Annotated in this window: 10 protein-coding genes and 1 pseudogene; all 11 read left to right on the forward strand. The window is 64.1% G+C overall.

The window, feature by feature from the left end; all coding sequences use genetic code 11:
• The first annotated feature begins 450 nt into the window (after positions 1-450).
• The 11 genes and pseudogenes from Q1X76_RS05445 to lepA all read left to right on the forward strand — a co-directional run bounded on the left by Q1X76_RS05445 (position 451) and on the right by lepA (position 12,657).
• Positions 451-1,530 carry a Xaa-Pro peptidase family protein gene (locus Q1X76_RS05445; protein WP_300718543.1) on the forward strand — a complete coding sequence of 360 codons (1,080 nt, stop codon included), beginning with the start codon at positions 451-453 and terminating at the stop codon, positions 1,528-1,530.
• 17 nt (positions 1,531-1,547) lie between these two features.
• Positions 1,548-2,081: a shikimate kinase AroL gene (gene aroL / locus Q1X76_RS05450; RefSeq protein WP_300718544.1), complete on the forward strand. Its 534-nt coding sequence runs from the start codon at positions 1,548-1,550 to the stop codon at positions 2,079-2,081.
• Between the two features lie 579 nt (positions 2,082-2,660).
• The gene (locus Q1X76_RS05455; RefSeq protein WP_300718546.1) at positions 2,661-3,722 is read left to right on the forward strand and encodes a glycosyltransferase; all 1,062 of its coding nucleotides are present in this window, start codon (positions 2,661-2,663) and stop codon (positions 3,720-3,722) included.
• A 657-nt stretch (positions 3,723-4,379) separates the two neighbouring features.
• Complete coding sequence (locus Q1X76_RS05460) at positions 4,380-4,799, forward strand: ATP synthase F0 subunit B (RefSeq protein ID WP_300718547.1); 420 nt, start codon at positions 4,380-4,382, stop codon at positions 4,797-4,799.
• 151 nt (positions 4,800-4,950) lie between these two features.
• Positions 4,951-5,496: an ATP synthase F0 subunit B gene (locus tag Q1X76_RS05465; protein ID WP_300718549.1), complete on the forward strand. Its 546-nt coding sequence runs from the start codon at positions 4,951-4,953 to the stop codon at positions 5,494-5,496.
• A complete protein-coding gene (gene atpH, locus Q1X76_RS05470; protein ID WP_300718550.1) occupies positions 5,493-6,044 on the forward strand; it encodes an ATP synthase F1 subunit delta in 552 nt (183 codons plus the stop codon). Before Q1X76_RS05465 ends, atpH begins: the two co-directional genes overlap by 4 nt.
• Before the next feature lie 3 nt (positions 6,045-6,047).
• Positions 6,048-7,556, forward strand: a complete 1,509-nt coding sequence (gene atpA / locus Q1X76_RS05475) for a F0F1 ATP synthase subunit alpha (protein WP_300718551.1) — start codon at positions 6,048-6,050, stop codon at positions 7,554-7,556.
• A gap of 18 nt (positions 7,557-7,574) precedes the next feature.
• A complete protein-coding gene (locus Q1X76_RS05480; protein ID WP_300718553.1) occupies positions 7,575-8,459 on the forward strand; it encodes a F0F1 ATP synthase subunit gamma in 885 nt (294 codons plus the stop codon).
• A 12-nt stretch (positions 8,460-8,471) separates the two neighbouring features.
• Positions 8,472-9,802, forward strand: a pseudogene (atpD, locus tag Q1X76_RS05485) (F0F1 ATP synthase subunit beta).
• Between the two features lie 9 nt (positions 9,803-9,811).
• Positions 9,812-10,213, forward strand: a complete 402-nt coding sequence (locus tag Q1X76_RS05490; protein ID WP_300718555.1) for a F0F1 ATP synthase subunit epsilon — start codon at positions 9,812-9,814, stop codon at positions 10,211-10,213.
• Between the two features lie 638 nt (positions 10,214-10,851).
• A complete protein-coding gene (lepA, locus tag Q1X76_RS05495) occupies positions 10,852-12,657 on the forward strand; it encodes a translation elongation factor 4 (RefSeq protein ID WP_300718556.1) in 1,806 nt (601 codons plus the stop codon).
• Positions 12,658-12,663: the final 6 nt, after the last annotated feature.

Raw genomic sequence — 12,663 nt, forward strand, 5'->3', positions numbered from 1 at the left:
CTCCCCAAAACGCATTTTCATGGCCTGTATCCCTGCGTGGACACAGGCTTTTTTGTTTTTTGGGGGCCTTGTTTCTCCAATGCTTTAAAAACCATATTAACTATACTGCGGGTGCCCCCGATCCGCGCAAACAAAAGGACATCTGCCTCCATTGGCAACCTTGGAGAGCTCCCAACGCCGCGCACTCCAGCCTGCCCCGATGGTTCCCGTCCTGTTCCGGGCCATTGCGTCCGGGCCGGACGGCGGCTAAGATGCATCCCTGTCTCCAAACGTCTCGTCCGGGCAGTGTCGATGCCGTGCCCTGTGTCCGCAGACGGGGACCTGCCATACCGGCCTGAAGGAAAGTTTTTGGAAGGGTTGGGGGGTCCGGGGGGAAGGGGGACCTTTTTCCAAAAAAGTCCCCCTTCCCCCCGCGCATCCCTCCCCGCCCTTCCTGCAAAGGAACCTCGCATGAACACTCCCTATGCTGCCCGACGCGACCGCCTGCGCCAACTGATGCGCGCCCGCGGTCTGGATGCCCTGCTGGTGAGCCACGCCGCCAACCGTTTCTACCTTTCCGGCTTCGAGCTGCATGATGTGCAGGCCAACGAGAGCGCCGGGCGTCTGGTCATCTGCGCGGACGGCCGGGACTGGCTCTGCACCGATGCCCGCTACAAGGATGCCGCGGCCCGGCTCTGGGACACGGAGCGCATCCTCATCTATGGCCCGGACGCGGCCGCGGAGATCGGCCGTCTCCTGCGGCGCTGCGGCAGCCGTCTGGGGCTGGAGGCGGAGATCGTGAGCCTCAATTTCGCCCGGGAGCTGGGCCGGGCCGTGGGGCGCGGCGTGCATCTGCAGGCCGCCGACGGTCTGGTGGAGGAGCTGCGCGTCATCAAGGATGCCGACGAGATCAGGGCCCTGGAGCGTTCCTTCGCCCTCAATCACGCCATGTTGCGCTGGCTGGAGGAAGGCCAGCTGCAGCCCGGCCGCAGCGAGGCCGATCTGGCCTGGGCCATTGAAAGATATTTTCGGGACAACGGCGCTTCGGAGCTGGCCTTCCCCTCCATCGTGGCCGTGGACCGCAACGCGGCCCTGCCGCACGCCATCCCCGGCGGGACCAGGCTGCCGGACAACGGTCTGGTGCTGGTGGACGTGGGCTGCCGCGTGGACGGCTACTGCTCCGATCAGACCCGCACCTTCTGGGTGGGCGATACGCCGCACAGGGAGTTCCGCACGACCATGCAGCTGGTGCGCGAGGCCCAGCAGGCCGCCCTGGACGGGATGCGTCCGGGCCTGCCCCTGCACGAGGCCTATGCCCTGGCGCGGGGCGTGTTCGAGAAGGCGGGCGTGGAGGCCTTCTTCACCCACGGTCTGGGCCACGGCGTGGGCCTGGAGACCCACGAGGCCCCCAGCCTGGGCCGCCGTGGCGAAAAGGTGCTGCAGGAAGGCATGGTGGTCACGGTGGAACCCGGTCTGTATTATCCGCAATGGGGCGGCATTCGCTGGGAATACACGGTGCTCGTCACCGCCGGCGGCAACCGTATCCTTTAGCAGGGGAGGGCGGCAGCATGTCCCTGATCTATCTTGTGGGGCCGCGCGCCTGCGGCAAGACAACCCTGGGCAGGGCCCTGTCCGAGGTCTTGGACGTGCCGTACTGCGACACGGACCGGCACCTTTGCGAGCGGCTGGGCATGGACGTGGCGGAGATGGTGCGCCGCTGGGGCTGGGAAGGTTTCCGCAGCCGCGAGAGCGAGACCCTGCGCCTGGCCAGCGAGGAGCTGGCGGGCCGGGGCGTGGTGGCCACGGGCGGCGGCATGGTGCTGGCCGGGGACAACCGGCGCTATATGCGCGGGCACGGCCGGGTCTTCTTTTTGTCCGCCCCGGTGGAGGTGCTGGCCGAACGCCTGCGCCGCAACCCTCTGGAAGCCCAGCGCCCCAGCCTGACCGGCAAGAGCCTGGACGAGGAGGTGCGCGAGGTGCTGGAAGCCCGCCTGCCCCTGTACCGCGAGGCCGCCCATCACGAGCTGGACGCACGGCAGAGCATCACGGACCTGTGCCTGGCCGTGCGCACCCTGCTGCGCGACCAGGGCGTATCGATGTGAATTTTACATTTTTTTCAGATAACTAAAGGAGATCAGCCACACATGTCCGGTGCGGGATGCCTGCCGCAGGCTCCCGTGCGCATCTGAAGAAGCGCGCCGGGGAAAGGATGGGGGCCTGGGGGAGGGAAGGCCCTCCCGCGGGCAGCGACCCAAAGGGCAGCCCGCGGGCCGTGCCCGTGGCGACGCAGGGAGCTGCGGGCATCGACGGCAGGGATGGGGCTTCCCCTTCCCGCCAAACACGCTGCGGACAGTGTGGATGATGCTTCCGGTCCCGCAGGCGGGTGCCGGGCGCGCGACAGGTGCCGGGTGCGCGGGGCCGGCCCGGCTCCCGTGGTCTTCGCGCGGCCCGCGAGGGCTGCCGCCGGCACGGGAAGGGGCGCCGCAGGCGCATGTTTGCTTCGTGGCGGGGCATCATGGCCGGCGCCCAGTCCATTATCGCCTTGATGGAGGCACGCCGGCAGGGCGGCTCCTGCCGGTTCCGGCGGGACAGCGCCGGCAACAGTGTCCGCATGCCGTGCGGGCTGGCGGCTGCTCTGGGCAGGCGCGCTGTCCCGGCACACAAGATCTTGGAGAGCGATCATGACCACAGTCCCGCAGGTGACGGTCCTGCTGCCGGTCTGGAACGGCGCGTCCCTGCCCCTGACGCCCCAAGGCGAGGCGCCCCTGCGCGTGGCCGTGCGTTCGCTGGCCCGGCAGGAGGCGGCGGCCGGGGCCCCGCTGCCGTCCTTCGAGGTGCTGGCCGTCGATGACGGCTCCACGGACGGTACGGCCGCCCTGCTTGATGCCCTGGCCGGGGAGTACCCCTGCCTGCGCGTCCTGCACCGGCCGCACGAGGGCCTGCCCGGCGCGCTCAATGCCGGTCTGGCGGCGGCCCGTGGCGCGCTCATCGCCCGCATGGACGCTGACGACGTCTGCCATCCGCAGCGTCTGGCCCTGCAGGCGGCCTGGCTGGCGGCGCATCCCGGCACGGGCCTGCTGGCCACACGGGTGCGCTTTGGCGGCGACCGGGAGACGGCGCGCGGCTTCGCCCATTTCGTGGACTGGCAGAACGGCCTGCTGGACCATGAGGACATCAGCCGCAACCGTTTCAGGGACACGCCCGTCAGCCATCCTTCGGTCATGTTCCGGCGCGGGCTGCCCGGGCTGCACGGCGGCTATGCCGACGGTTTCTTCGCCGAGGACTGGGAACTGTGGCTGCGCTGGCTGCATGCCGGGGTGCGCATGGCCAAATTGCCGCAGGAGCTGCTGGTCTGGAACGATCCGCCGCGCCGGGCCACCCGCAGCGACAGCCGTTATTGCGAGGCCGCCAACAACCGCTTGCGCGCCCTTTGGCTGGCCCGCTGGCTGGAGCGTCACAACCCCTGGCATCCGCGGGTCCATGTGCTGGGCGCGGGCAGGGTGGCGCGCCGCCGTCTGGAGCCTTTGTGGCGGCAGGGCGTGCAGGTGGCGGCCTTCGTGGACATCGATCCCAAAAAGATCGGCCAGCGGATACGGGGCGTGCCGGTCATAGGCCGGGCGCAGCTGCCCGTGCCGGGGCACTGTTTTTTGCTCAACGCCCTGACGGCCCACGGTGCCGACGAGGACGCCGCCCGCTGGCTGGCCGGGGCGGGCTACGAGCGGGAGCACTGGCTGCTGGTCTGAGGCGTCCCGCACGGCACGCGAGCCTGTTCGCACGGCTCGGGGACGTGCAGGGAAAGGGCGGGCGTCGCGCATCTGGGCGGAAGCGAAGGGACGCTCCCCCCATCGCTGTTTGCCCGTCCAGCGGTGTCCGCACGGGCGCGCAAGCGTGGTGACGCTCCCGCCATCATTTTTGCACGCCCGACGGCATCGCGCATACGCGCATCGGCGTATGCACAGGAAAATGCTTCCCGGGAACAGCCGTAAGGCACCGCGCATGCGCGCGGCGGCGTGTCCCTCCGCATCCGTGGGGGGAGGCCGGGGGGCGTCGTCCGGCCATCCGCCACAAAAATGCCGCAGTCCCGTCCGGCTCGCGCATATGGGCAAAAGCGTGCGCGAGCGTCCGAAAGCTGACGGGACAGCGCGCGGGGCCTCTGGCTGGTCTGCCGCTTTCGTGACGGCCGCCGGTCTTTTTGCCCTGGCGGAAAAATTTTTACGATTTGTTTCAATTTGCTGAAAATCATGGATTTTTGCCATATATCACAAAAAATATCATGAAATTGCCCGTGCGGATGTGGCGACTTTGCGAATTTTGTCACCAATACCCTTTGACATAACCCCCTGTTGAGGGTATTTTATAAAAGCTTTGAACATCACACCGTCCAGAGGGAGGATACGGTAATGTTAGACCTTAATATCACCTTGGTTTTCCAGTTGGTGAACTTCTTCATCGCACTCTACGTGCTGAACCTCCTTCTGATTCGCCCCATCCGCGAAATCATCCGCAAACGCAAATCCGTCATGGACGAAATGTCCGGCGAATCCGAATCCTACGAATACCAGGCCGACCAGCGCCTCAGCGATTATGACAATCAGCTGACCAGCGCCCGTCAGGAAGCGGGCCAGAACCGCGAACAGGCCCGTGCCGCCGGCGCTGCCGAGCAGGCCAGCCTGGTGGCGGAAGCCCAGAAGCGCGCCCAGGAAATCATCGCCGAGACCCGCCGCAACCTGCAGGCCGAAGCCGATGCTTCCCTGAAGGAGCTGCGCGCTCATGTGCCCGCGCTTTCCGGCCAGCTGGCCGATCGCGTGCTGCATGGCTAGATACGCCGTTTCTGCCACTGTGCCACGCGCGAGCCGGTGGTTTTTTCGGGTGGTCCTCCGGGACCGCGAGGGTAAAGAATCAAGAGAAACCCAATCAAGGGGGTGGGCTTTGAGCAAATGGAAACACGCTGGGCTGGGCTTGACGCGAGTTATGGTGCCTGTCCTTGCGCTTACGCTGCTGTTTGCCGTGGGGGCGCAGGCCTCTGAAGGGCACGACGCGCCGCGCTGGGGCGACTTTGGCTGGCGTGTGCTCAACCTTATCATCTTCGCCGGTATCCTGTGGTACTTCGTGGGCGGTCTGGCCCGCAAGTACTTCTCCGGCCGTCGCGCCAGCATCAGCCAGGAACTCCAGGATCTGGAAGCCCGTCGCGCCGATGCCCAGAAGCGCCTGGATGAAGTGGAAAAGCGCATCAGCAACCTTGAGTCCGAACGCAAGGCCATCCTTGACGAAAGTCTCGCCCAGGCCGAGACCGTGAAGCGTGCCGTCGTCGAGGAAGCCCAGCGTCAGGCCGAACAGATCGTGCAACAGGCTCGCCGTACCGCCGAGAACGAAGGCCGCGCCATGCTGGCCGAAGTGCGGTCCGCCATTGCCGATGAGATTGTGGACGCAGCGGAAAAGGTCCTGGCTGAAAAGCTGACCGCCGCCGAGCATGAAAAGCTCATTACCAACTCCCTCAACAAGGTGGTGCTCCATTGACGGACGCGATAGTTGCTCGCAGATATGCCGGCGCCATATTTGCGCTGGGCAAACGACAAGGGGATGATGTCCTCTCGCGTTACGGGAGCGATCTCGCCGCGCTGGGAGACATGCTTGCCGCCTCGCCCGAGCTGCATACCGCGCTGAAAAGCCCGGTCATCAGCGTTGACGAGAAAAAGGCCGTGATGGGCAAGCTTCTCAAGAAAATCAAGGCGGACAAAACTGTCTGCAACTTCTGCCTCCTGCTGGCCGACAAGGAACGTCTGGCTTATCTCGGTGAGATTGTCGGCTGGTATGGCAAGTTGCTGGACGACGCCAAAGGAATTATCCGTGGTACGCTCACTACCGCCGTGGAGCTTACGGATAACAAGCGGGCCGAACTCAAGGCCGAGCTTGAAAAGAAGGCGGGGGCGAGCATCGAGCTTGCCTTTGATGTGGATGCTTCCATCCTTGGGGGCGTGGTGCTCAAGGTTGGTGATCGAGTGCTGGACGCAAGTCTGCGCGCGCAGTTGGCGATCCTTCGGGAGACATTCAAGAGGGGTGAATAGCACATGCAGATCAAAGCTGAAGAGATAAGCAAGATCATTGAAGATCAAATCAAAAACTACGAGCAGCGCGTAGAAATGAGCGAAACCGGCACCGTGTTGTACGTCGGTGACGGTATTGCCCGCGTCTACGGGGTTCAGAATGCCATGTCCATGGAACTGCTGGAATTCCCCGGCGGCGTCATGGGTATGGTGCTCAACCTCGAAGAAGACAACGTGGGTGTCGCGCTGCTCGGCTCCGATGTGGGCATCAAGGAAGGCGATCCTGTCAAGCGTACCGGCAAGATCTTCTCCGTGCCCGTGGGCGACAAGGTCATGGGCCGCGTGCTCAACCCCCTTGGCCAGCCCATCGACGGCCTCGGCCCGGTCGAGTCCGATGAAGTCCGCCCGGTGGAAATCAAGGCCCCCGGCATCATCGCGCGCAAGAGCGTGCATGAGCCCATGCCCACGGGTCTGAAAGCCATCGACGCCATGACCCCCATCGGCCGCGGCCAGCGCGAACTGATCATCGGCGACCGTCAGACCGGCAAGACCGCCGTCTGCATCGACGCCATCCTGGCCCAGAAAGAAACCGACATTCACTGCTTCTATGTGGCCATCGGCCAGAAGAAGGCGTCTGTCGCCCTGGTGGCCGACACCCTGCGCAAGCACGGTGCCATGGAATACACCACCATCATCTCGGCCACCGCTTCCGACCCGGCTCCCTTGCAGTACATCGCGGCCTACACCGGTTGCACCATGGCCGAATACTACCGCGACAACGGCAAGCATGCCCTGATCATCTACGATGACCTCTCCAAACAGGCTGTGGGTTATCGCCAGATGTCCCTGCTGCTCCGTCGTCCTCCCGGACGTGAAGCTTTCCCCGGCGACGTCTTCTACCTGCACTCCCGTCTGCTGGAACGTGCCGCCAAGGTGAACGACAGCCTGGGTGCCGGCTCCCTGACCGCCCTGCCCATCATCGAAACGCAGGCCGGCGACGTGTCCGCCTACATCCCGACCAACGTGATCTCCATCACCGACGGTCAGGTGTACCTGGAGCCCAACCTGTTCAACGCCGGTGTGCGTCCGGCCATCAACGTGGGCCTGTCCGTGTCCCGCGTGGGTGGCGCCGCCCAGATCAAGGCCATGAAACAGGTTGCCGGTACCATGCGTCTGGACCTGGCCCAGTACCGTGAACTGGCCGCTTTCGCCCAGTTCGGTTCCGACCTCGACAAGGCCACCAAGGCCAAGCTCGAACGCGGCGCCCGTCTGGTGGAACTGCTGAAGCAGCCCCAGTACCAGCCCATGCCCGCCCAGGAACAGGTGGCCTCCATCTACGCTGCTACCCGCGGCTTCATGGACGACGTGCCGGTGGATCAGATCCGCCGTTTTGAAAGTGAGATGCTGGCTTTCATGCGCGATACCCGCAAGGACGTGCTGGACGCCATCAAGGAAAAGAAAGTCATTGACGAGGCTGTGGAAAAGGCGCTCAACGAGGCTATTACCGCCTTCAAGCAGGGCTACCAGGCCTAAGGCCCGGGGGATACCCATATGCCTTCACTCAAAGACGTCAAAATGAAAATCGTGGGGGTCGGCAAGACCAAGCAGATCACCAAGGCCATGAACATGGTGGCCTCGGCGAAGCTGCGCGGCGCGCAGGCCCGCATCGAACGCTTCCGGCCGTATGCGAGCAGGTACCGCCAGGTGCTGGCTGAGCTTGCCCGCAAGGTGGAGGGCAATGCCCATCCGCTGCTGGCCGAGCATGAGGAAAAGAAAAACTGCGCCATCGTTCTGGTGACGTCCGACCGCGGCTTGTGCGGCAGCTTCAACGGCAACATCATCACCACGGCCCTGAAGCTTGCAGCAGAAAAAGCCAACGCGGGCATGCAGGTCTCCTTTGCCTGCATGGGCCGCAAGGGTCGCGACGCGGTGCGCAAATCCGGTTACAACATGCTGGTCTCCTACGGCGACCGCATGGGCAGCCTGGATTTCTCGCTGGCCAGTTCCATCGCGCAGGAAGTCATTCACGGCTACGAAACCTTTGCTTTTGATGAAGTCTGGATGGTGTACGGCGAGTTTGTGTCCATGGGGCATCAGCCCCCGCGTACACTGAGCCTGCTGCCCCTGGCTGCCCCTGAGGCGGAAGCGGAAGCGGAAGGAGAAAAGACTTCCCACTGCGAGTACGTGTACGAACCGCAGGAAGAAGCCCTCCTGGCCGAACTGCTGCCCCGCTACATCAAGGTTCAGGTCTACCGGGGAATGCTGGATACGTCTGCCAGTGAACACGCCGCGCGCATGGCTGCCATGGACAACGCGACGCGTAACTGTAACGAGATGATCAATACCTTGACCCTGCTCTACAACAAGACACGGCAGGCTTCCATCACCAGCGAACTCATCGACATCGTCGGCGGCGCAGAAGCGCTGAACGGGTAACAGGAGCCAAGCATGAGCAAAAACATTGGTAAAATCGTCCAGGTTATCGGCGCCGTCGTGGACGTTGAGTTCAGCGACGGACACCTGCCGGATATCCTGACCGCCCTGGAAATCAAAAACCCCAACAACAGCGATGCCCCCGACCTCGTCTGTGAAGTGGCGCAGCACCTCGGCGACAACGTCGTGCGTACCATCGCCATGGACGCTACCGAAGGTCTGGTGCGTGGCATGGAAGTTGTGGATACGGGCAACCCCATCATGGTGCCCGTGGGCAAGGCTTCCGTGGGTCGTATCCTCAACGTTATCGGTCGCCCCGTGGACGAACTGGGCCCGGTCAACGCCGAGAAATACTATCCCATCCACCGTCCTGCCCCCGAGTTCACCGAGCAGAACACCAAGGTGGAACTGCTTGAAACCGGCATCAAGGTCGTGGACCTGCTCGTGCCCTTCCCCAAGGGCGGCAAGATGGGCCTCTTCGGCGGCGCCGGCGTGGGCAAGACCGTTATCCTGATGGAAATGATCAACAACATTGCCAAGCAGCACGGCGGCTCCTCGGTGTTCGCCGGCGTGGGTGAACGTACCCGTGAAGGCAATGACCTGTATCACGAACTGAAAGAAGCCGGTGTTTTGGAGCGCGCCACGCTGGTTTACGGCCAGATGAACGAGCCTCCGGGAGCCCGTGCCCGCGTGGCCCTGACCGCTCTCGCCTGCGCCGAATACTTCCGCGACGAAGAAAACCAGGACGTGTTGCTCTTCATCGACAACATCTTCCGCTTCACGCAGGCCGGTTCGGAAGTGTCCGCTCTGCTGGGCCGCATGCCTTCGGCCGTGGGTTACCAGCCCACCCTGGGTACCGACCTGGGCGCCCTGCAGGAACGCATCACCTCCACCAACAAGGGTTCGATCACCTCCGTGCAGGCCGTTTATGTGCCCGCTGACGACTTGACCGACCCCGCCCCGGCCACCACGTTCTCGCATCTGGACGGTACGCTCGTGCTTTCCCGCCAGATCGCCGAACTTGGTATCTACCCCGCCGTGGACCCGCTGGACTCCACTTCGCGCATCCTCGACCCCAACGTCGTGGGCGAAGAACACTACAGCGTGGCCCGTCAGGTGCAGATGGTGCTGCAGAAGTACAAGGAACTGCAGGATATCATCGCCATTCTGGGTATGGACGAACTGTCTGACGAAGACAAGCTCACCTGGAAGACACCATCAAGGGCTTCAAGGGCATCCTGGAAGGCCAGTATGACCATCTTGCCGAATCCGACTTCTACATGCTGGGCAGCATCGACCAGGCTGTGGCCAAGTACGAAGCCCGTATTCAGCAGGAAGGCAAATAAGGAGCGCCCATGAGCATGCTGCAACTGGAAGTGGTGACACCTGACAAGACCGTTGTCAGCGCTCAGGTGGAAATAGCCGTATGCCCCGGCGTCATGGGTGAGTTTGGCGTGCTGCCGCATCACGTCTCCCTGCTCTCCGCCCTCAAGATCGGCGATCTGCGCTACACTGTGGACGGCAAGCAGCACAACGTGTTCATCTCCGGTGGCTTCGCCGATGTGAACAACCAGGTTCTGACCGTGCTGGCGGAATCGGCCGAGCTGGCCGAGGACATCGACACCGCCCGCGCCCAGGCCGCCAAGGAGCGCGCCGAGAAACGCCTGGCCAGCCAGGCCGAAAATGTGGACCATGCCAGAGCGGAAGCCGCTCTGCAGCGCGCCATCGTGCGCCTGCATGTGGCCCAGTTGCGCTAGCGCCTCCTGAATCCGATACCAGGGGCCGGAAGGGAACTTCCGGCCCCTTTTGCGTTCCATGCGCGTTCCGGGCTGCCGCCATCCGCCCGACAGGCCCCGGCAGCCTGACGCACGGTGTCCGTGCGTCCGTCCCCATCCGCCCGTTCCGCATCCGTCTGGCCAGCTCCCTCCGGTCCCGTCCCGCCAGGCCCGCATCCGCCAGGCCTGCAACCATCTGGCCCGGCCTCTTTCCGCCCTTCCTTCCCGGGAGCGTCCATACCGCAGGGTCTCCAGCCCTCAAGGTCCAAGCACCGTGTGTCCTTCTGCGCGTCGGCAGCTCTCCGCATCTCTGCCCGCACCTTTTCTGCCGGTGCCTGTTACGACCGCCGTTGCGGCGTTTCCAGCGCAAAACCGCTGCCCGCGCCCCTTCTGCCGGTGCCTGTGCCGCCGGTATCGCTTCGGCCTGCCTTTACCGCGGCGCTATCTTCGCGGTCCGCGTCCGTCGTCCGCCTGTCGGGCGGGGCATGGACTTTGCAGCGTCTTACCGCTATGATGATCTACTTTCCCGGCAGGGGCGCGCATGGTCACAGACCGGTGGCCTCGCGGCCCTGCCCGCACCTTTTCCCGCGGCTTCCGGCGCGGTCACAGTCACGAGTCCCATGCCCAGTCTGGATCATATTCGCAATTTCTGCATCATCGCCCACATCGACCACGGCAAATCCACCCTTGCCGACCGCATCCTCGAGCTGACCAAGGTGGTCAGCCAGCGCGAGGCCCGCCAGCAGTATCTGGACAGGATGGATCTGGAGCGCGAGCGCGGTATCACCATCAAGGCGCAGACCGTGCGCATCCCCTATGTGGCTGCCAACGGCGAGGAATATGAACTGAACCTCATCGACACGCCCGGCCATGTGGATTTCAATTACGAAGTCTCGCGTTCCCTGGCCGCTTGTGAAGGCGCGCTGCTGGTGGTGGACGCCACCCAGGGCGTGGAGGCCCAGACCCTGGCCAACGTCTATCTGGCGCTGGACCACGATCACGAGATCGTGCCCGTGCTGAACAAGATCGATCTGCCCAGCGCCGAGGTGGACCGTGTCAAGGAAGAGATCGAGGAGGCCATCGGCCTGGACTGCACCGACGCCCTGCCCGTGTCCGCCAAGACCGGCATGGGCGTGGACGCCGTGCTGGAGGCCATCGTCCACCGCCTGCCCGCGCCGGGCGGCGACCCGGAGGGCCCCCTCAAGGCCCTTATCTTCGACTCCTGGTACGACAGCTATCAGGGCGTGGTGGTGCTCTTCCGCGTGGTGGACGGCCGGGTGAAGCTGGGCGACATGGTGCGCCTCATGAGCACCGGCAAGGAATACGAGGTCCTGCGCCTGGGCGTGTTCTCGCCCGAGGCCACGGACGTGAAGGAACTGCACGCCGGCGAGGTGGGCTTCCTGTGCGGCAGCATCAAGTCCCTGGGCGACGCCCGCGTGGGCGATACCATCACCCTGGCGGCCCATCCGGCCAGCGAGCCCGTGCCCGGCTTCAAGGAAGTGAAGCCCATGGTCTTCTGCGGCCTCTATCCCTCGGAATCCGACGATTACGAGAACCTCAAGGCCGCGCTGGAAAAGCTGCAGCTCAACGATGCCGCCTTCAGCTTCGAGCCCGAGACCTCCCAGGCCCTGGGCTTCGGCTTCCGCTGCGGTTTCCTGGGCCTGCTGCACATGGAGATCATCCAGGAGCGTCTGGAGCGCGAGTTCGAGGTGGACCTCATCGCCACCGCGCCCTCGGTCATCTACAGGGTGGACACCACCGACGGCAGGACGCTGGAGATCGACAACCCGGCCCACCTGCCCGATTCCACCAAGATCAAGGCCCTGTACGAGCCCTATGTGAGCATGGACATCCATGTGCCCAACGAATATGTGGGCAATGTCATGAAACTTTGCGAGGACAAGCGCGGCACCCAGAAGAACCTGCACTATCTGGCCGCCAACCGCGTGGTGGTGACGTACGAGATGCCCTTTGCCGAAATCGTCTACGACTTCTTCGACCGGCTCAAGTCCTGCACGCGCGGCTATGCCAGCATGGATTATCATCCCATCGACTACCGCGAGTCCGATCTGGTGCGCCTGGACATCCTGCTCAACAGCGAGCCCGTGGACGCCCTGGCCGTCATCGTGCACCGCGAGCGCGCCTATCCCTACGGCCGTTCGCTGGCGCTCAAGCTCAAGCGCACCATCCCGCGCCAGCTCTTTCAGGTGGCCATCCAGGCCGCCATCGGCCAGAAGATCATCGCCCGCGAGACCGTGTCCGCCTTCCGCAAGGACGTGACCGCCAAGTGCTACGGCGGCGACATCACCCGCAAGCGCAAGCTGCTGGAAAAGCAGAAGGAAGGCAAAAAGCGCATGAAGCGCATGGGCAATGTGGAACTGCCGCAGGAAGCCTTTTTGGCCGCCCTCAAGGTGGGCGACGAATAAACACTT

Origin of the sequence: uncultured Desulfovibrio sp., assembly GCF_949282365.1 — a bacterium.
Classification (GTDB): domain Bacteria; phylum Desulfobacterota; class Desulfovibrionia; order Desulfovibrionales; family Desulfovibrionaceae; genus Desulfovibrio.

Excerpts from the sequence above, each read along its gene's own strand:
- lepA (WP_300718556.1), top strand. The coding sequence starts at position 10,852 with ATGCCCAGTCTGGATCATATTCGCAATTTCTGCATCATCGCCCACATC.
- Q1X76_RS05460 (WP_300718547.1), top strand. The coding sequence starts at position 4,380 with ATGTTAGACCTTAATATCACCTTGGTTTTCCAGTTGGTGAACTTCTTC.
- Q1X76_RS05490 (WP_300718555.1), top strand. The coding sequence starts at position 9,812 with ATGAGCATGCTGCAACTGGAAGTGGTGACACCTGACAAGACCGTTGTC.
- Q1X76_RS05445 (WP_300718543.1), top strand. The coding sequence starts at position 451 with ATGAACACTCCCTATGCTGCCCGACGCGACCGCCTGCGCCAACTGATG.
- Q1X76_RS05455 (WP_300718546.1), top strand. The coding sequence starts at position 2,661 with ATGACCACAGTCCCGCAGGTGACGGTCCTGCTGCCGGTCTGGAACGGC.
- atpA (WP_300718551.1), top strand. The coding sequence starts at position 6,048 with ATGCAGATCAAAGCTGAAGAGATAAGCAAGATCATTGAAGATCAAATC.
- Q1X76_RS05480 (WP_300718553.1), top strand. The coding sequence starts at position 7,575 with ATGCCTTCACTCAAAGACGTCAAAATGAAAATCGTGGGGGTCGGCAAG.
- Q1X76_RS05465 (WP_300718549.1), top strand. The coding sequence starts at position 4,951 with ATGGTGCCTGTCCTTGCGCTTACGCTGCTGTTTGCCGTGGGGGCGCAG.
- aroL (WP_300718544.1), top strand. The coding sequence starts at position 1,548 with ATGTCCCTGATCTATCTTGTGGGGCCGCGCGCCTGCGGCAAGACAACC.